Genomic DNA, 19,413 nt, shown 5'->3' with positions numbered 1-19,413 from the left:
TTCTGCAGCAATTTGAGCCTTAATCTCCCAGTTGGTCTGCACTTGATGGGTGGCTAAATCCACCGCAATCATATGGCCCGGTCCTAAGCGTCCTTTGGTGACAATGTCGGCTTCAGGAATGGGAATGGCTCCCGCTTCAGACGAAACGTACACAGTGCCGTCCTGGGTGGTGCAGTAGCGAGCGGGCCGCAATCCATTGCGATCTAAGGCGGCTCCCACGACTTTGCCATCGCTAAAGGCCAATAGAGCTGGACCATCCCAGGCTTCCTGAAGGCCGCTATAGTACTCATAGAAATCAACGATTTCCGGGTGATCCGCTAGAGCAGGCTGATTACGATAGGCTTCCGGCACCAGCATCATTAGCGCTTCCTGGGGACTACGCCCAGACTGAACTAATAGCTCCAGGGTTTTATCTAAATTAGCTGAATCGCTGGCATTCGGGTTGACCAGGGGACGCAGCTCTTCAAAACGGTCTTGCCAATGGGGGTGACTCAGGGCCGACTGCCGAGCTGCCATCCATTTGATATTGCCAAGTAACGTATTGATTTCGCCGTTGTGGCCCAAAAAGCGCATAGGCTGGGCCAGGGGCCACTTGGGTAAGGTATTGGTACTAAAGCGACGATGGTAGATGGCGAAGGAACTCAGATAGTCGGGGTTCTGCAAATCCTCATAAAAAGCTCCCAAGATTTCTGAGCGCACCATACCTTTATAAACAATGGTGCGATGGGACAGGGAACAGAAATAAAACTCTGGTGCCCAGTCGGCCCCTGTCTCCGACACGGCTTTTTCGATCTGCTTACGCACTAAATAAAGCTGGCGTTCGAGTTCATCGCCTTTAAGGTTGGGAGAGGCTAGAAACACCTGTTCAATATCGGGCTGATTAGCGCGGGCTTGCTCTCCTAGCAGGTCAGGTTTGATGGGTACAGGTCGCCATCCGAGGACTTGGAATTGGGCTGCGATCGCAACTTCTTCCACGATCTGTTTACATTGGGTTAATGCCTCTGAATCGGTAGGCAAAAACACCATACCCACCCCCACCTGTTCGGCATCCGATAGGGACTGATCTTGGGTAGACCACCATTGTTGAAAGAGCTGCCAGGGAATGGCCGTTAGAATTCCAGCTCCATCTCCCGAATCTCGGTCGGCACTACATCCACCCCGATGCTCCAGGCAGGTCAGCCCAGTTAAGGCCTGTTGAATTAGATCATGATGGGCTTGGGGACTGGCAATAAACCCCACCCCACAGGCATCCCGTTCCTCCACGAGCCAAGACTGCCCAGGGAAAATGGAGGTTGAGGAGAAATTAAGCGCATTCATGGTATGAGTCATGATCGGGTTCAGAATATAGGGGTGAAAAAATGGCTGCGCTATTTCAAGATGCAGCCCAAAAAGTTCAGCGGATCGCCTTCAATCCCAGTAGTGCATAAAGCAATTGGGAGAAAGTGTATCTTATGTAACCAAAGGATGATCCGCCTGACGCAGATGTATCGGAGAATGCCGGAATCCTTGGAATACTTAAGGTTCCCTCACTACAGTCAATAAAGACAGGTGTCTGTGAAGAAGGGGAGGGACAATTAGACGTTGGTGATCTGCGTATAAAATCTTAACGCAAAACCTCCCTTATCTACCGTTGTCTCTGACAGCCTCATCTGGAGGGCTGTTATACATTTCAGAATTATTTTGGTGTCTTCCAGAATTAATGTTGTAAACCCAAGCTAAGCAAGACACTAATATTGACTGCGCTATTGGCTTGTTAGCCGGCGATGCTAGAGGTATAAAACAGTTCGTAAACCCTCATCTATTTCCTCCTGCAAATCGTCTGGTAGGGAACCCATTCGCTCAACTAAAAACGTTGTATCGATCGTTAAAATTTGGGAGACATTGACAACTGAGTCTTTCGACAAACCCGATATGCGACTGGGTAACAGTACATTGCCTGGTGCTTCTGCTAACTGAGTGTTTGAAGTGACAGTGGCAACGATAACAGTGCTAATTCGGCTCTGATTAAACGTATCATCCTGAACCACCAAAACAGGACGACGATATCCAGGTTCTGAACCGATGGGGTCGGATAAGTTTGCCCACCAAAGTTCTCCCCGATACATTACCAATTCTCGTGGGGTAAAGATTTATATTGCATTCTTGCCATTATTGGATCGAGGTCAGCAGACTCCTTAGCGTAAACTTGGTTTAATTTGAGCAGAGTTTGCTCACGGTTGTATCGTTGCAGATACACCTGCAACGCTTTTGTATATAGCTCACTTCGCGACAATCCTAACTGCTGAGCAAGGGCTTCTGCCTGGTCAAAAACTGAATCTGGCAGGGAAATTGCAGTTTTCATAGGAACCTTAGCTTTACGTTTGACTCTTTGGTTATACCTCAGTTATACCAGGGCGATTAGGAGGGAGCATGTCACCTTTGCAAGTAAGTATTTATACTCATTCTAAAAACCCTTGCTAGCCTTACTTTCAGACGCCAAGTTTTTGGTTTCAAAATGTATGCATCTGCAAAGGTGACATGCTCCCGATTAGGACTGATGTGATTCACACTCCGAAACACCATACATAAACTCTCCAGCAATCAGAGAACCTTGGGCAGACTTGAACTCTGTTTCATATCGAACAGGAAAGAGGCTGGTTGATTTACCAGATACCGCTTGGAGCTGTTCTGCTGTTCGCTGATTCTCTAATTCAAGAAGTGGGTTTCGGCTAAAGATAAACTCTTCTTCTTGGTAAAAGAGGGCTAAACAGAATGCATCCTCATTCATAATAAAACCCTTAAGCTCTAAACCATTCTGAGTTGTTATGGCTGCTCGAATAAAGATTCTCATACGGTCTGGGAACGGGTTGTACTCAAGTAACGTGTACACGCAGTGTTCATTCCCAGGTGAGTTTTTTTCAAATAAATGAAGCACTTTGTCTCGATCCAGCCCCCAGCGCTCCAAGTCTTCAATTTCCTCGCAGTCGTAATATTCTGACCACACCGGGTAATCATCAAAGTCTTGTTCCGAGAGCTGACTTTGAGGAAGTACTCGGAATTTAGCGATGTTTGACATGCCTTCTTATTCAAATCAACCCCTATACCGCCAATCTTGGCTTACAACGACAGCTCTCTGCCAGCCCCCTCCTTGGATAAACGGTTGCAGATTGCAGCTCAACACCATCTTGCATTGGAGATTGCCAACTCCCCGACAATGGCAACGCGATCGCAGGATGTCGTTCACACTTGACCATCAACCATGCGATCTTCATCGATCAGGTTAGGTAGGCATTACACCAACCATTAATCCTAGAACCGCCCCCAAGGGAACTAACAGCCAGGTTGGAGTCTTATAGCAGAGTAAAGCGACTAAAGCAACGAGTCCAATGACACCAGAGGTAATGGAATAGAACAGGGTTGGTTGCGTTAAGGTTGTTCGCAAGAGGGGAATTGTGGCGGCTGCGATCGCACCCAGTACTGCAGGCGTTATGCCTTTTAAAAAGGCTCGAATCCAGAGATTTTGCCGAGCCCGGAGCAAGAGGGGCGCGGCCAGCATAATAAACGCAAACGAAGGGGCAAAAATGGCGATAGTCGACACTAGGGCACCCAATATGCCTGCCACTTTAAAGCCCACAAATGCCGCAGTCAGCACCACAGGACCTGGCGATAGCTGACCAATGGCCACCCCATTAATAAACTCCGTTTGGGTTAGCCAGTGCAACTGCTCGACAACCTCAAATTCCAACAAAGGGATAATCACCAACCCCCCGCCAAAGATAAAGCTCCCCACCTTCAGGAAGAAGATCGTCAGGGGCAGGAGAAATTCACCGATTCGTTCCAAACCCCAAATACTGGAGAGGGTTAGCGTTTCAGCAGGTAAGTTTGCTAACAATAAGGGCGTCGGTGGTACCCACCATCCTCGACTAGAAGGACCCACGTTCTGAGGGCGAAACCACCATAGCCCAACCAATCCAGCCAAGATAAACTGCAGCAGAACATTGATAGAAGTGGTCAGGGTGAGGATGAGGGTTGCGATCGCAAGTCCAATCCGAACCCCATCATTGAGCGTCTTCATCGCCAGCTTCCAGCAAAACGCCAAAATAATGGCAATGACAACGGGAGAAACCCCCAGAAAAATATCATTAATTTGGGGTAATCCTTGAAACCGGAAATAGCCCCAGGCCAAAGCCACAACGATTACAAAGGCAGGAGCAATAAAGCAAAAGCCCGACACCAGAGCCCCCAACTGCCCCGCCCGCACATAGCCAATGTAAATGCCCATCTGGGTGGAAGCCGGACCAGGCAACATTTCACAAACCGCCAACCCCTCCGTAAACTGTTCAGGCGTCAGCCATTGGCGGCGAACGACCGCTTCGTCATTCGCCATGGCAATATGAGCTTGTGGTCCACCGAAACCGATGGTTCCAAGCTTGAAAAAGACCCGCGCCAACTCACCCAAGCGGATGGATAAGGCAGGCATGGGAGGAGATTCTACTTCCGAGTTCATCATAAGACTTTAAACAATCTGGGCTGGGATGGATGAGATTCAGCTGTAGGCAAACCCTTTCTGTTCTAACGAGGAAGCCTTAAATTTCGGTTAATATGCTCAAAACCCTTTAGCGTCAAAATGCAGTTAGAGGACTGAAATACCATCCCGATAACGCACCCGTTTATCCCAGGTTCCTTAAAACCATTGAGAAGTGGAGATATGCCATGACTATTGAACAGTTGAACGCCGACTATGGTATCGCAGAGCACCTTCACTTTTCCCTGGGCAAAGGCGATTTTCCTTTGATCCATATCGACAACCCCCATGCCCAAGCATCCATTTCAGTCTACGCCGGACAAGTCCTCTCCTATTGCCCCAAAGCCGCCGAGGCAGATCTGCTATTTCTCAGTCAGAACGCCTATTTTCAAACCGGTAAAGCCATCAAAGGAGGGATTCCCATTTGTTGGCCTTGGTTTGGCCCTGACCCTGAAAAATTGGGTCGAGCCAGCCATGGGTTTGTCCGCAATCGTCTCTGGTCTGTGCAATCCACCATGACGACCCCCGAACAGGCAACGAAAGTAACCTTAGGTTTAGTCAATACCCCTGACACTCAAGAGATTTGGCCCTATGCCTTTGCCCTATCCATTGAAATTACGGTGGGTCAAACCCTTAATATTGCTCTGATCACCCGCAATACTGGCCATCAACCTTTTCCGCTGACTCAAGCCCTACATACCTACTTTCAGATTGGTGATATCAATACGGTCCGGGTAAAGGGTTTAGAAGGTAAACAGTATATCGACAAGGTAGACGGGGGCCACCAAAAACAGCAATCAGGGCTGGTCACGCTCTCAGAAGAAGTGGATCGGATTTATATGGATATCTCCCCTGAATTAGTGATTGAAGATCCAACCCTACATCGAAAGATTCGCATTCAGTCCCAAGGCAGTCAAACCGCAATTGTCTGGAATCCCTGGATAGACAAGGCTGCCCAAATGGCTGATTTCGCGAATGATGAGTATCAACAAATGGTATGTGTGGAAACAGCAAATGCGGCTAATGATGTCGTCAATCTTCCACCAAATGGTGAACACCATTTAGGGGTGAACTATCGCGTCGAAGCTGGATAGACTTGCGCAATTTGAAGTTATTAAGGTCTTGACACACTTGAGTCCAAATCCACGACTTCTTGATGATCAATCAGAATTTCTGTACCCCGAATCAGTCGGTATTGTCCCGACCAACGTCCTGGAATAAAGGGTTGCTGAGCTCCCTTCTTGCCAATCGACCGGGTCCATATCCGCTGAGGTTTATCGATGGAACGACTTAAATTAGCCACAATTTTGCCCTTGGGGTCTCGTAATTGCAGTCGTTCCTGATCCCCTTTGAGCATCCCATAGGTATGGACCCAAAATACCACCGCAGGACTCTCAACAGGCAGGGTTTTATCGGCAAAAGCCCCGTCCCACAACTGATTAATTTGAGGAAGTTGGGTAGCAAATCCGGCGCGAATTAATCCCGTCGGTTGATAGGGGAGAGGTGTTTTCCATAGGGAACTTTTGGGGCCTTGGCAACCGGACTGAGCCTCTGGCCCCATAAAGGGATCAATAACCTGGTCTTGATAGCGAACACTCAGGTGGATGTGAGGGAAAGAGGTTTGCCCAGAGGTTCCGACTAATCCCAACGGCTCCCCTTCTTGGACGGTATCACCAGGTTGCACGGATATACTGCCCTGGCGGAGGTGGCAATATTGGGTTTGCCAGTTATGATCATGCTCGATCACGACGCCATTGCCACATTCTGTTCCTTCAAGGCTTTGGGTCTGGCCTAGCTCGATCAGGCGACGATCTGGGATATGGTTCCGAGTTCGCAGAACCGTTCCAGCCGCTGCAGCTTTAACCGCAACGCCTTGAGCCATGGCTTTTTCATCAGGAATGGCAAAGTCAGTACCCTTGTGCCCATCGTAGGTCATCCGACCACAGCCAAAATCAACTGCTCCAGGGCCAGGATCACGATCAGGATAGAGCAACACAAAGCAATCTTTCCCTAAGGTGCAATCAATCGGGAGTCCTAATTTAAGCGTAGGCGTGGCTCGCGTTGCCAGACTGCAGCCCATGGCAAACAGCAACCCCAGCAGGAGGAGAACGATGTACCGACGCATCATGACTATCTCCCTTGACCCTATACAGCAGGCTATCCACACACTGTAGCCAATTCCGGGAATGCCCCATAAGACACAAGCAGTACAAACGGGCGCTAAGTCAAGGGTAAAGCTAACTGTACCCGAGGTGGTGGTTGAGCCGTTTGGGGCAGAGGTTCGGGATTAGGGGTTTGGGTACTACAGTATTGTCGATACCCACAGCGATCGCATTGCTCTCCTTCCTGAGGATGCCAGTCTTGATCAGACCGAAGTTTTAACGCTAAGTCCCCGATTAAGGCTTGGACTTGGGTTAGATGGTCAGGGGTCACCTCATAGGAGATGCGCTGATTACTGCGTAAATAAATTAAGCTCAGCCGTTTAAGGGCATGGTGATAGGTCTGCCCAAGTGCTAAATAGTACAGTCCTAACTGAACATCAATGGTTTCGGGGGGCTTGATCGTTTTGCTGGTTTTATAGTCAATTAGCTCCAGACCGTCACCCAACCAATCGAGGCGATCATAGCGACCTGACAAAGCAAATTCAATATTACTCACTTGGAAACAAGCTTGAACTTTACCCTCAATTCCCAAGGGTTTTCGGAGCATGGGCTGGGAAACGACATACTGTTGATAGTAAGTCTCTAAGACTTGCCAGCCCTCGTGAATTTGAGACTCGCTCAGCTCGCCAACCTGCTGTTGCCAACAGTCGGCAAACCATTGCAAAGGTGGGATAGGTTCGCTGTAGTGCCAATCTTGATAAATCTGAGCTAATGCCCGATGAATGGCTTTACCAAAGGTTGGCGACCCAAAGGCGGTGGGAACTGTCAAACGCCGCTCATGCTTGAAATAATAGGCTTGAGGACATTGACGATAAGTTTGAAGTTTGGTCGCTGAAAGAGGGTAAGCCATGCCCCCAAGTACCTGCTAATTAGTTGATTTGTACTTATATTTTAGCGGCATTCGAGAATCATGGCGTTTCGCGGTTTATCCTCAATTAGGTTAAGCTTTACAGCCCTCGAAGTAAGGAGAGAGGGAAGTGGGTAGTCCCGTCTCTTCATCTTTGGAAAAGCTGAATTGAGACTTAATCAAAAGGCTGATCGCTTCGTTCTCGGTCAATTGGCTCTGCATATTGCTCATAGAACAACTACACATCTGCTTAGCTTGGGCTGGTGTTTTTCCTTTTTTCGTCACTTTCTCAACACATCCATCGTTATAGCGTTGAACCAAGATGGGGTCATAGGTGTGCTTTTGACCAGCCAACGAGACTTGTGGAAATGCAGCGACTACGAATCCAGCTGCGCTTGTCGTTGCAAGCAAACCGGCAATCATTTTGATTTGGCGAGTCATAGGAGTCTCCTTCAATGCAGGGGGGATAAAGAATGAATGTTTGCTTAGGTGTTGTGTCGTGGCTTCGCCAGGTTTGTTCCTTAGCTGTTGCTCACTGAAATACAGAATAAAATTTACGCCAAACGAAAAACATGATGTGCGTCACAGGAGTTGGTGTTGTTTATCACTCCTGCATATAGCAAGGCAATCAAGTATATCTAGCCTGTTGTAGCCCACTCTCATACCCAAAGTGGGACTCTATTCCAATATCATGCCTTCTATTTCATTCTCAGGAATAATTCTTAATGAATCGTTGCTTTATGCTGACTGGAGCTTGTATACCGTTCAAATAAGCCTTATCTTGGGTAGCCCATTCACAGAAGGGTCAACAAGCAAACACGAGTCCTTCAGATAGATCAGAAATGAATGGGGGATAGGAAGCGAGAACAAAACTTAGGCATGAACGGATTGATAGCCAAGTTATAACAAGCTGAGCTGGGGTGGAGGAGGACTGATAAATTGCATTTTTTGGTTGGTCTGAGGATGGATAAACTGTAACGAGTGCGCATGAAGGAAATAGCCACAATCTCCTGGAACAGGTCGCGACTGGGCTTGAGGCACCGGCTTAGGCTGTCCGCCGACCCCATACAGCGGATCACCCAATAGGGGATAACCAATGCTGGCCAGATGAATACGAATTTGATGAGGGCGTCCTGTTGTAATCAGGACGGAGAGTAAGGTCGAATCCGAGCGTCGTTGCAACACCTTGCAAACGCTATGGGAAGCACGCCCTGAATCATTGGCGGCATAGACCTCGCCCCAGCCAGGGTAAGGAACTTTGCCTATCGCCTGGTTAATGTCAAAGTGTTCTGCCAAGGGCTGATCAACTGGATCAGCGCCAATTAAGGCCCGATATCGTTTCTGAATGTGTCTTTTGCGCATCTGCTGGCTCAGATGTGCCCGCGCTTGGCGCGATTTGGCCATTAGCATTACTCCCGACGTTCCTCGGCCTAAACGATGAATAGGCCGGGGGGTATGACTCGGGAACCGTATCTTCACCTGGTGAAGCAAGGTATGTTCCAAGAATCCACCGCCAGGAAGGACAGGTAATCCAGACGGCTTGCTGACGACCAGGATTTCAGCATCCTCATGGAGTACGTCAAACGATAAGGGTACATCCGGTTCCTTCCAGGGAGGACGATGGTAGGATAACGTCTGGCCATTTGCTAGAACTACCTCTGGATCAGTTTGTTTTCCTTCTAGGCGAACTTGTCCAGACTCAATTCGCTCTTGCCATTCTTGACGACTAGAATGCGGGTATCGCTTTGAGTAAAAGGCTAGAAGCGTGAGCCCAGCAGTAGTACTGTCCACTCGATTGTGATAGGTCCATCCTTGATTCATCTCTTCTATGTATGCCACAACCTAGTGTTGGTCTAGACCTCGTTAGAAAAGCTGGAGCATCGATAAAATTGAAGCAGAATTTTTTGATGGAGAGATAGTGCATCAACTCAAATCACTCCCTTGGCAAGTCTTAGTAAATACCTCTGCCATTACCATCGGGTTAGTCACAGGATTAGACTATGGACTGTCTCTCCTCTTACCGCCAGCGTCACAAATCCAAGTTGTGTCAATGTTTAGCTCTCCTTTAAGATTATTGTATTCTGCGGCGGTTGATGCGGTAATTGGCATCTTAGGCGTAATGGTTTTGGAGAAACTGATAGGTCCTCGCCCATCGATTTACTTATCCACGCTGTGGGCATTAATCTTGTGTTTGCTGATGGCTCTAGTTGTAAGATCACTGATGCCAATCCCAGGCGTTTTTTTAAGTCAACTTCATCAAATTTCTATTGTTGGCATTCTTGTGGGTGTGTTTGGTAAAAGTCAACGATATTGGCGATAGAGGTACTGTCTCTTGGTGAATGTTTGAGTCACCCGCATTGGGCAATGGAGATTTCCCTATCTTTCAGAACTGTCTTTGATGTTGAGGGGCTAAGCGTCACCAATTCTTAAAAAAGTATTGCTTTTCAAACTTTCGCTCAACGCTTATTTAGGGCTTAGCTGGAAAAAGATAACTATCCTTGCCGTTCAGCTTAGTCGGCGCTAAGCTGAATGCTTTGCCTTGCCTATCCCTACTGGACAATTCATCCAAGTTCAGATAACTCAGCTTGCTGGGTTGATGGAGGAACCCCCCGAATCAATCCTGATACATTATTGAAATGACTTAAACGGGATGTCAATTCACGAGCCACTCGTTGAAGTAATGCATTCCCAGTCATTACTTAACGCCCAGATTGACTCTTAAGATATGATATCTTTTTCTAGATTTAGTTTACGAGTCTGCCTGAAAGAAAAGAGATATGAGGTGCGTCCTAAATCCCGTAAATTTCGACAATAGCAGTCGCCCCATTTATTCTTTTGCTATAGTAAAAATACTTGCTTTTTTCAGCAACGTTCTCATTTGTATTTGTTGTGAATGTACCTGCGTTAGAGACCTATGCCTAAACAAAAAAAACAGTCGGTTGAGCCACTGACCGGAAAAAAACTACTGACAAAAATAAAGGAGCTTGACCAGCTCAGTCGAGAAGAGAAAGCTAAAGCGTGCGGCTATTATTCCTATGATCCTGATGGGTCTGAGCGATTAAATGTGATGGCCTTCTTGAATGCGGTTCTGGATGCTGAGGGGGTAGATTTGGATGCCCAGCCCATCAATGGCTCAGGGACATCGGGACGCCAGCCTAGCTATATGATTTCAGTCCAAACCAATGGGAATTTGCTAGTGGGGTCAGCCTACACTAAGCAAATGGAGCTAACGCCTGGAGACAGATTTGAAGTCTCTCTGGGGCGAAAGCATATTCATTTAACGAAGGTTGAAGCTGACGACTAGTGGGTTGGGGACAGACACTACACTCTTCAGCCAGGGTGATCTGAGGAGTGACCCCCACGAGACAAACTTATTTTTTTGAGAACCAAGCTGCGATCGCATCGGCCATACTAACCGCTAACTGCTTCTGAGCTTTCGGGTCTATAATCCACTCGAATTCCGTCGGATTAATCATAAATCCCAACTCCATCAACACCGTCGGGGCTACCGTTGGTCGAGTTAACGCCAAATTATCCCAGAAAATACCATAGTCAGGCCGCTTCAGATCATCGACTAGGTAATGATGTAAAAAGACTGCCAAATCATGGCTTTGGGCATGATACCAGAAGGCCCCAATACCTGCCGTATTCACCGCATCGCCACTGTCGGGCAACGCATTGTAGTGGACACTGATGGCAATCGTTGGTTCCGTTTGGTTGATGACATCCACCCGATCCTTAGGATAGAGGTCATCATCCCCTTCCCGAGTCATGACTACGGTTGCCCCTCGCTTTTTTAACTCTTGCTGCAGCAGCTTGCTAACGACAACCGTTACATCTTTTTCAGGTAACCCCGTGGGTCCTCGGGCACCCAGATCATTGACACTGCCATGTCCTGGGTCCAGTAAGACTTTCACATTGGAGAGTCCTGTGCCTTTAGGGGGATGCCGGAGGGAAAGTATCAAGCTGGTGCCTTCGTAGCGCAGCTTATAGCCCCACTGTTGTTTTGGCTTGAGGTTGAATTTATACTCCACCCGACCTGGACCCGGCTGTTGCCAATCTAACCGCCGAATAACCGGATCATCATTCATAAAAATGACATCGGTTTGAGCAGTGGTGTTATGCAGGGTCAAGGTAAAGGTTTGATCCCCTTGGTTGACGCTAATGGGCACTGGCTTTTGCAGCGGAAATACTACTTCAGTCCAGCCAGGAACTTGGCGACTGCGAAGACTGCGAATAATGGAATGGGGCAGAATATTCTGGGAGAGGGGACGGGTTTCTTTTGCTTTGATCCAAGCGCCATAATCCAACCGCAACCATTCCCCCTCTCGTCCAGTAATACGAGCTTGCGTCCCTTTGGGTAGTGGCGTTAACCGAGAGTAGTTCGTACTCGGTCCTGTGCGGGCCACGCCTTGGTCACTCGTCACCTCGATTACAGAGAAGTCCTGGGGCGAGAGAATTTCAATGGTGCTCGCTCCCGTTCGCTGGAGGGTTTGTCCATCTTTGGTTAGCTGAAACACAGGCTTACCCAAAACACCGGGTTGAGAGAAGGCAGTACAGCCCTGATACACCCCTGGCTGATCCGTGGTTTGCGGTTGATTCTGTTGGGTTAAAGCAGCCGAGTTGGGAGGTAAATTGACGGATTGACCTTGGGGTAGCAAAGGAACGGTTTGTTGACCGATTTGAACCGAGAGCTGAGCGTTCGGTTTGGCAATCGTGGTAAAACAAACAGGCTCATTGGGGAGTTTAGCAATATCCGTTTTGGGTTCCAGGGAATCTTCAGTTAGACCTGCCGTGGGTAGGGGAGAGGTTGCTGTGCGAGTGATGTTGAGGGTAAGGGTTTGGTCACCGTACTGAAGCGTAAAGGTATTTTCGCCAAGCTCTAGGAGAAAACTGGGGGCAAAGTTTCCGGTGGGGCTGCGTTCTATCACCTTGCCATTCACGGTCACATCTCCTGAGGCAGGAGCTGTACCAATCAGAAAAATTTGAGCCGCAGTGGTTTTATGTCCATCGGCAGGGTAGACCACTCCTAAGGCGTCTCCGGCAACAGCCGCATGGGGATAGACCAAACTCAAACTCCCAGCAAGAATTGCTAATCCCAAGATTCGCTTCATGGACTCTACTCTGCACATCCACTTAAATCAACCGTAATCCTGTGTCCCTGTCAATATTCAGGACTACGGAGTGGTGCTTATAGTTGCCCCAATGTGCAGAATGTTATCTTTGAAAGTCGCTTTTTGCGGACAGTGATGGACGCGATCAGCTAGTTCCCTCTACGCAGAACTTTGCTAATCATCTTGCGAGAGAATCGCAGGTTGATCTCTTCTTTCTCAGCCCATTCTTGTAGAAGACGAAAGAAGATTTGGCGGTCTTCGGCTTGGAGGACAGCTACGCGATCGGCTGTTTCAATCACGTAGGGATAGCCTCCGCCGATGATCACTTCTCCACGGACAAAATCTAGAACCGTGGAGTGTAGTCCTGCATCATAAATCCAGAGGGGCATTTCAACGCGGACGGGGGCACCTTCATGGGTTTTGAGGTAGGTAAAGGCGATGGATTCAGCTTGGTCGCCGTAGTCTTGAAGGATGCCTTGGTGGCTGTTTTCACCTTTGCGATCGCATAAAAATAACGGCGTGCGATCGCCCCATTCCATATTCGCGCCCAACAAAGCCGCATCATTCAGCGATGGCGCTTCCGGTAGCTTCTTCAAACAGTGGAGAAGCTGAACTAAATCCCGGGCACGAGAGGTATCAATATAGGCCACTAAGGGCACTCGAAACTGTTCACTCGCTTGCAGGAGTTCGACTAATTGCTGAACGTAGAATTTTCGGCATTCCGCATCAAACTTTTCCGCAAACGTTGCCACTAGCGAACCATCTAGAAACACTAAGCAATCAGACCGATGGGTATGACCTTCCATAAATTCGATCATGCGCTGGATTTCCATACGAAACCGATGCATATTCACCAGCCGATCCATCGGAGTGCTGCGATCCTGTGGCTTGAGATCTTCTGGTGACAAGACGGCTAGGCGCACATCCTTGTCATAGCTGCCTAAAGGCAAATGGGGATTCTCAAACCAGCCTACTTGCACCATACCAATGGGGATGGAAATATCCTTGCTGGGATAAATTTGAGACCCATCCACCGCAAAGGTGGTAATCCCCATCAATCGTTCACGCACCCATTCCAGGCTCTGCTCACGGCTAGACCACTTGAGTCTGGATGGAATCACCCAGTTCGGGCTTTCGCCCAAGGACTCCAGCGGGCGACCACCGGGGTTGGGATGGTTGGCCAACGCGGCTGTGATATCCGTATCCGGCTGTTGGGCAACCTGACTTAATGCTTTACGATATTTCTCTAAGACTTTAAGGGTTGTTTGGTGAAAATCCTGGAACTCAGTCTGTTTTTGGTCTAACGCTTGTAAGATTTCAGACGGCTTGAGTGGCATGATAAACCTTTATCTTCAGCCCATTTTTTTTTACTCTACTACCAACTGGTAGTGAATTTTGTATCTATGTCTTTACGTCAGCAGCAGCATCCACTCATCCAGGAATGGGCCAATCGGATTGAGGCCATTTGGACTCAATATTTAGTGTTATCTGACTATCCACTTCCCTCAGAATTCGGCCATGTGGAAGGACGTCTTGAAGGTGAGTTTTTAGTCATCGAAAATGTGTGTTACCAGGCTCCACCGTTTCGCAAGCTTCATTTGGAATTAGCCAAAGTCGGCACCGGCTTGGATATCCTGCACTGTGTGATGTTTCCTGACCCTCAGTATGACCTGCCCCTGTTTGGCACTGATTTAGTCGGTGGACGGGGCGGCATTAGTGCAGCCATTGCCGATCTATCTCCTGTGACTGCCGAGGGGAAACTCTCACCTGCCTACCACGACCATCTCAGCGGTTTGTCCAAGGTACAGTTTGCTGAGCCTCGGCAATTACCAGCATGGGGAAATATCTTTTCGGAGTTCTGCCTGTTTATCCGACCTCAAACCCCCCAGGAAGAAGCTCAATTTTTAGATCGCGTCTCAGCCTATTTAAGTTGGCATTGCCAACAGGCCCTAACGACTCAACCTGTACCTGAATCAGAGATGGATGGCGTCTTAGGTGGGCAACGACGGTACTGCCAACAACAGCAGCAGAATGACAAAACTCGACGAATTTTGGAAAAGGCGTTTGGGACGCATTGGGCTGAACGGTATATGACGACGGTTCTCTTCGATTGCCCATAAATCAAAGGTTATTGCCAGATGCTAAAGATCAACGAGTCTACGTCAGATTATTGGGCAAACTCATTTTCAACCACTGGTTATGCAAAGCGCAGATTACATGCCTGTAATGCGGCAATGTCTGCACCGATGATTTTCTCTAGATTAGCTGTGATTTTTTCAATGTCCCAATTCCACCAGGCAATTTCTAGCAATGCCTGAACAATTTCCTCCGAGAAACGCTGGCGAATAATGGTGGCAGGATTACCCCCTACAATCGTATAAGGCTGCACATCCTTAGTAACCACGGACTGGGCAGCGACAATGGCGCCATCCCCAATCTTGATACCGGGCATCATCACGGATTCATATCCAATCCAAACATCATTGCCAATGACCGTATCTCCTTTGTAGGGATATTCATGCCCTTGAGGAGTGGCCCTTTGCCAGCCCTTGCCGAAAATTTCAAAGGGATAGGTCGAAAAGCCAGACATCTTATGGTTCGCCCCATTCATAATGAACCGAATACCTCGGGATAAAGCGCAGAACTTACCAATAATCAGCTTGTCGCCGACAAAGGGAAAGTGATAGAGGACGTTGCGCTCAAAGTTTTCGGAGTCAACGGGGTCATCGTAATAGGTGTAGTCACCAATGATGATGTTGGGATTGGTGACCGTATTTTTGATAAAGCAAACTTGAGGAAACCCCGTCATGGGGTGAACCACGTTGGGGTCAGGGTATTCCATTGAACTTATTGCTTATTGAGGGACCAATCATAGTCTAGATAACTGACTTGATATTTGCCTGCTTTTAAATAGGCTTGGTCTTCAACAGAGACATAGTTGCTGATGAAATTGAGCGCTGCTTTTTGCTTGTCATTGCCAGCAAACTGATCCTTCACCCCAAAGTCAGCTTCCCAGTCTTCTCCAAACCAATCAAAGATCTTAGATAAATAGACTTTGTTCTCTTGTCGGTCGATGCGAAAACCCGTCTCAGAGTTACTGACCCATTTTTTGGCTTGATCTTCTAGTTGCGCTTCTAAACTTTCCCCTGTGTAAGGTTCATTTCTCAGGGGAGGACAGCTCTTGGCGGCACACACTAAGGCTGCATGAATTCGAGGCTCGTTAAAAGTAGGACGGATAATATCGTGCTCGATATTGTTTAGGGTTTTGGATTCACCAGCGACCTGGAACTTTTTGGAACTCCAGACACCCGGAATATCGCGAATGCTATTTTTCAGAGGGTCTTGCTCAATAATGGCGAGCAAGGTCAAGGCGTTGTAAGCATTCAACATAAATGCTAACTGTTGGTTTGTATCCCAGCTTTTGTAGGTATCTGTGGTGACGGCTGCTAACTGAGCGTAGTAGCGATCCAACTCTCCCCGATTTTTCTGCAGTTCCTCGTAATTAACCCAGCCATCATCTGTGACATATTGGGTCAGCAGCTTCGTATATTCATCGTTGCTAAATGGCTTGCTGGTATCAATTGCAGCTTGCACCGGAATGTCTTCGGCACCGATAAACGGGAGATTAGCACAGCTCGACAGTAAAAGTACGCCTGGCAACAAAATAGAAAAGGGTTTTATCTTCTTCATCTCTATTGATCTCCAGGCATCTCAAAAAAACGATATGTTCTTATAAAGCCCGACGGAGCTGAGAATTTACTGAGATATTCCTGGGCTCGCCTTAAAAAGTGGCTGCGACCGTTGAACGAACCGGGTCCACAGCCAGCCTAAAACAAATGGAGCCCATAGCCAAAGGCGTTCACTAGGAGTCAACAACCAATGACTTGCTCCCAAGCTCTCTCGGTGGGGGAGGGCAAAATAGACAAATGCAGAAAGGCTGACTAAACGCGTGCCCCAATTGCGGCTAGCAACGGCAAAGGGAACCAGCCAAGTAAAGTACCAAGCATGAACCACGGGGGAAAGAAGGAGTAGCGTACCCAAATAGCTTTCGGTAAAGTCCCCCACCTGGGTGGTTCGCCAGAGGAGGAAAAGGAGGGCGATCGCAAGCGGTATCAGCAAAATCGCATTGTGCCACTCAGGTGCCGATAACAGCGAGCCAATCGGTAAAAACTCAGCACTACGGCCTCTGGTGACAAAGGCGGAACGGGTAGGAATCAAAGGACAGCTGGTCAGGGCACAAAACGGCAAAGCACTGATAAGCATGGGCAGGACTGGCAATAGAACAGAGATGCTAGCCCATGTCCACTCTCGCTGTTTTAAGAAACTCCAGGCGACATAGGCAATGATGGGTAGAGAAATCCATTTGGTAGCAATACTGACGCCCAACAGCCCTAATCCGGCCAGGGTCAACGCAGCTTTACGAGGTTGAGTATCCAAGCAGAGCCAGGCCCAGACTAGGGGCAGAATAAACCAACTATCATAGTGGGCTCCGCCTGCAAAGGCGTAAATGACCAGTGGATTCCAGGCATAGATCAGAGCTTTCAGGCAGCCAAACCGCCGTTGGAGTAGCCAACAGACCCCTAAATCCGCTGCGATAAACGCCACTTTAAACAGCAGTACGGAGGTTGAAATTACAGCTAATCCTCGGAAGCCTAATTGAGTTATAGGAGGGTAAATAGCTGAAACATCGGCGTTGTTAATCAACGACCACCATTCTGTGCGAAGGGGGGCGAGTTCAGGCGCAGTGGGAGCGAGCGCAAAGGGACTAATGCCCAAATTTTGCAGTCGTCCTTCCCAGAGATAGCGCCAAATATCATTGCCGGGAGCCATAGCTAAAAGGATGCATCGGGTTGCGATCGCAACCGTCCAGAACCACATCTTCGATACCTGGGGTAATAGCCAAGACACCACAAACCCCAAGCCCATAACGCTCACCCCTCGCCAAAAAGGCGGCACCATCCCCAGCTGGGTAAAATCTCCATATGGGACAATCATGGCGCAGCCAGCCATTAGCAGAATGGCGCTAAGCCAGACGGAAAATTTCTGCAGGGGAGATTTCGCATAGAGCAGTTGCAAGTGTTGACCATAGAGGATGACCAGCGTACTCAAAATAACGCTGCCCGCCTGGATACTGCCTTTAATCGTGCCGCTAATTTTGGAGCGTCCCCCTTGGCGGGGGCGATAGCCCTGGGGAATTTCGCAGGTTCTTAATTGATATTCGGCGGCCTTGGCCTGCATTTCAACCGTCCAGCCAAAGCCACGATCTTGCATATTGAGCTGTTCGAGGCGGGCGCGACGAATGAGGCGGAGAGGGCCTAAGTCTTGAAAGGGATGTCCCCATCCCCAGCGAATCAAGGTGGTGGCTAAGCCATTTCCCCAGTTTTGAACGGGCGTCATGGCGGCCCGACTGTCAGGGCGGGCACGGCGATTGCCTAAAATTAAGTCGCAATCTTGGCGTTGAGCAAAAAACGCTGGCAATACGGATAGCTCATCGCTGCCATCACCATCGCAAAACAAAATCCAGTAGATATGTTCGGGGATATTCTGCATTCCCTTCCAACAAGCGCGACCATAGCCAGGAATCGGTTCAGAGAGAACCTCGGCTCCGGCGGTTTGGGCGGTATCGGCGGTGCGATCGCAACTACCATTATCAACGACCCGAATTTGCCGCAATCCCAACTTCTGCAAGGAGGAAATGACGGTCCCTATGGTTTCTTCTTCGTTGAGTACAGGGATAATGACCAGAACATCATCCCAATCAGTTTGTGGAACCCTCATCCAAAGCAGTTTATATAGAGCACAAGTATCTACAGCTAACCTTATTAAGATTAGATGGAAGGCTCAACTTAGCTGAGTGTTCACTGAGAGTCTGATGAGAGTGCACCACCAATGCACAAATGCTCGCCGTTTCGCTCATTCAGTAGGATAGGATGAGGCCGATGGCTTGGGAGCATACGGATGGCAAAGCAATTTATTCCCATCAATATTGCTGTGATGACGGTGTCCGATACCCGCACAGAGGAAACGGATACGTCGGGGAAACTGTTGTGCGATCGCATCCAGGAAACCGGACATACCCTAGCCGAAAAAGTCATCGTTCCTGACGACATCTACCAAATTCGGGCTGTGGTTTCTCGCTGGATCGTCGATGAATCCGTACAGGCCATTATCACTACCGGAGGCACGGGAGTGACGGGACGAGACGGCACGCCAGAAGCGATTAAACCCTTGTTGGATAAGGAAATCCAGGGTTTTGGTGAAATCTTCCGTATGATTTCCTACGAAGACATTAAGACTTCAACAATTCAGTCTCGGGCATTATCGGGAGTCGCCAATGGTACCTACCTGTTTTGTCTACCCGGTTCATCTGGTGCTTGCCGCACAGGTTGGGATGTGCTGATTCAAGACCAATTGGATGTCCGCCATGCTCCCTGCAATCTGGCAGAACTCATGCCTCGATTACGGGAAAGGTAAAGACGAGACCTTGTAGTTCCACTCAAGGGATTAGTCGTAATGATATCGGCAGGTTAGAAAGTCAATTTTCCCATGTCCAACCCGATAAACGAGTCGATCGGCTAAGGTGACTCTTCGGCTCCAAACATCTGCCCCAAGGTGTCTTAGAGGTTCTGGCTTACCTGTTCCCGTAAAGGGATGGACCAAGCATTCATCCACCAATTTCCAAACCTTGTCATATCCCTCTTTTATCACTTTAGACAGAGAGAAAGTCAGGATGCTTGAGCAATTTCCTCACCAGTGGACAGCAAAATGTCTCCATCCTAGATGTGA

Annotated in this window: 20 protein-coding genes and 1 pseudogene; 6 read left to right on the top strand and 15 right to left on the bottom strand. The window is 48.5% G+C overall.

The window, feature by feature from the left end:
- The 4 genes and pseudogenes from Q0991_RS19775 to Q0991_RS19760 all read right to left on the bottom strand — a co-directional run.
- Positions 1–1,329, bottom strand: a pseudogene (locus Q0991_RS19775) (glutamate synthase subunit alpha); the annotation flags it as partial.
- A 437-nt stretch (positions 1,330–1,766) separates the two neighbouring features.
- Positions 1,767–2,105, bottom strand: a complete 339-nt coding sequence (locus Q0991_RS19770) for a type II toxin-antitoxin system PemK/MazF family toxin (RefSeq protein ID WP_299491761.1) — start codon at positions 2,103–2,105, stop codon at positions 1,767–1,769.
- A complete protein-coding gene (locus Q0991_RS19765; RefSeq protein WP_299491759.1) occupies positions 2,105–2,341 on the bottom strand; it encodes a hypothetical protein in 237 nt (78 codons plus the stop codon). Before Q0991_RS19765 ends, Q0991_RS19770 begins: the two co-directional genes overlap by 1 nt.
- Before the next feature lie 186 nt (positions 2,342–2,527).
- Complete coding sequence (locus Q0991_RS19760) at positions 2,528–3,055, bottom strand: hypothetical protein (RefSeq protein ID WP_299491757.1); 528 nt, start codon at positions 3,053–3,055, stop codon at positions 2,528–2,530.
- Positions 3,056–3,091: 36 nt separating this feature from the next.
- On the opposite strand from Q0991_RS19760, the gene Q0991_RS19755 reads away from it, so the two are divergent.
- Positions 3,092–3,229, top strand: a complete 138-nt coding sequence (locus Q0991_RS19755; protein WP_299491755.1) for a hypothetical protein — start codon at positions 3,092–3,094, stop codon at positions 3,227–3,229.
- 30 nt (positions 3,230–3,259) lie between these two features.
- Here Q0991_RS19755 and chrA read toward each other — a convergent pair whose 3' ends face one another.
- Entirely contained in the window at positions 3,260–4,459 is a 1,200-nt protein-coding gene (gene chrA / locus Q0991_RS19750; RefSeq protein WP_299491753.1) for a chromate efflux transporter, read from the bottom strand.
- Positions 4,460–4,692: 233 nt separating this feature from the next.
- Here chrA and Q0991_RS19745 point away from each other — a divergent pair, with 233 nt between their 5' ends.
- Complete coding sequence (locus Q0991_RS19745) at positions 4,693–5,598, top strand: D-hexose-6-phosphate mutarotase (protein ID WP_299491751.1); 906 nt, start codon at positions 4,693–4,695, stop codon at positions 5,596–5,598.
- Positions 5,599–5,618: 20 nt separating this feature from the next.
- On the opposite strand, the gene Q0991_RS19740 is transcribed toward Q0991_RS19745, so the two are convergent.
- The 4 genes from Q0991_RS19740 to Q0991_RS19725 form a co-directional block, all read right to left on the bottom strand.
- Entirely contained in the window at positions 5,619–6,632 is a 1,014-nt protein-coding gene (locus Q0991_RS19740; protein WP_299491749.1) for a M23 family metallopeptidase, read from the bottom strand.
- Between the two features lie 92 nt (positions 6,633–6,724).
- Positions 6,725–7,516, bottom strand: a complete 792-nt coding sequence (locus Q0991_RS19735; RefSeq protein ID WP_299491747.1) for a PD-(D/E)XK nuclease family protein — start codon at positions 7,514–7,516, stop codon at positions 6,725–6,727.
- Between the two features lie 90 nt (positions 7,517–7,606).
- Positions 7,607–7,954: a hypothetical protein gene (locus tag Q0991_RS19730; protein ID WP_299491745.1), complete on the bottom strand. Its 348-nt coding sequence runs from the start codon at positions 7,952–7,954 to the stop codon at positions 7,607–7,609.
- 459 nt (positions 7,955–8,413) lie between these two features.
- Positions 8,414–9,334, bottom strand: coding sequence for an RluA family pseudouridine synthase (locus tag Q0991_RS19725; protein WP_366525017.1), 921 nt, complete (start codon positions 9,332–9,334; stop codon positions 8,414–8,416).
- A gap of 97 nt (positions 9,335–9,431) precedes the next feature.
- Between Q0991_RS19725 and Q0991_RS19720 the strand changes: the two genes are divergently transcribed.
- Positions 9,432–9,833 (top strand): hypothetical protein, encoded by a 402-nt coding sequence (locus tag Q0991_RS19720; protein WP_299491741.1) that lies wholly within the window; start codon positions 9,432–9,434, stop codon positions 9,831–9,833.
- A gap of 594 nt (positions 9,834–10,427) precedes the next feature.
- On the top strand, positions 10,428–10,817 hold the full coding sequence (locus tag Q0991_RS19715) for an AbrB family transcriptional regulator (protein ID WP_299491739.1): 390 nt from the start codon (positions 10,428–10,430) through the stop codon (positions 10,815–10,817).
- Between the two features lie 67 nt (positions 10,818–10,884).
- Here Q0991_RS19715 and Q0991_RS19710 read toward each other — a convergent pair whose 3' ends face one another.
- The gene (locus Q0991_RS19710; protein WP_299491737.1) at positions 10,885–12,627 is read right to left on the bottom strand and encodes an N-acetylmuramoyl-L-alanine amidase; all 1,743 of its coding nucleotides are present in this window, start codon (positions 12,625–12,627) and stop codon (positions 10,885–10,887) included.
- Between the two features lie 149 nt (positions 12,628–12,776).
- Entirely contained in the window at positions 12,777–13,964 is a 1,188-nt protein-coding gene (locus Q0991_RS19705; RefSeq protein ID WP_299491734.1) for a DNA double-strand break repair nuclease NurA, read from the bottom strand.
- Between the two features lie 66 nt (positions 13,965–14,030).
- Here Q0991_RS19705 and Q0991_RS19700 point away from each other — a divergent pair, with 66 nt between their 5' ends.
- Positions 14,031–14,747 (top strand): phycocyanobilin:ferredoxin oxidoreductase, encoded by a 717-nt coding sequence (locus Q0991_RS19700; protein ID WP_299491732.1) that lies wholly within the window; start codon positions 14,031–14,033, stop codon positions 14,745–14,747.
- 77 nt (positions 14,748–14,824) lie between these two features.
- On the opposite strand, the gene Q0991_RS19695 is transcribed toward Q0991_RS19700, so the two are convergent.
- The 3 genes from Q0991_RS19695 to Q0991_RS19685 form a co-directional block, all read right to left on the bottom strand.
- The gene (locus Q0991_RS19695) at positions 14,825–15,469 is read right to left on the bottom strand and encodes a Vat family streptogramin A O-acetyltransferase (protein WP_299491730.1); all 645 of its coding nucleotides are present in this window, start codon (positions 15,467–15,469) and stop codon (positions 14,825–14,827) included.
- Positions 15,470–15,474: 5 nt separating this feature from the next.
- Entirely contained in the window at positions 15,475–16,317 is an 843-nt protein-coding gene (locus Q0991_RS19690; RefSeq protein WP_299491729.1) for a DUF547 domain-containing protein, read from the bottom strand.
- Between the two features lie 66 nt (positions 16,318–16,383).
- The gene (locus Q0991_RS19685; RefSeq protein ID WP_299491728.1) at positions 16,384–18,405 is read right to left on the bottom strand and encodes a glycosyltransferase family 2 protein; all 2,022 of its coding nucleotides are present in this window, start codon (positions 18,403–18,405) and stop codon (positions 16,384–16,386) included.
- A gap of 180 nt (positions 18,406–18,585) precedes the next feature.
- Here Q0991_RS19685 and moaB point away from each other — a divergent pair, with 180 nt between their 5' ends.
- Positions 18,586–19,101, top strand: coding sequence for a molybdenum cofactor biosynthesis protein B (gene moaB / locus Q0991_RS19680; RefSeq protein WP_299491727.1), 516 nt, complete (start codon positions 18,586–18,588; stop codon positions 19,099–19,101).
- 30 nt (positions 19,102–19,131) lie between these two features.
- Here moaB and Q0991_RS19675 read toward each other — a convergent pair whose 3' ends face one another.
- Positions 19,132–19,335: a Txe/YoeB family addiction module toxin gene (locus tag Q0991_RS19675; RefSeq protein WP_299491725.1), complete on the bottom strand. Its 204-nt coding sequence runs from the start codon at positions 19,333–19,335 to the stop codon at positions 19,132–19,134.
- Positions 19,336–19,413: the final 78 nt, after the last annotated feature.

This window comes from Acaryochloris sp. IP29b_bin.137 (genome assembly GCF_028285745.1).
Taxonomy (GTDB): Bacteria; Cyanobacteriota; Cyanobacteriia; order Thermosynechococcales; family Thermosynechococcaceae; genus Acaryochloris.
This window is presented reverse-complemented; position numbering and strand designations above follow the sequence as displayed.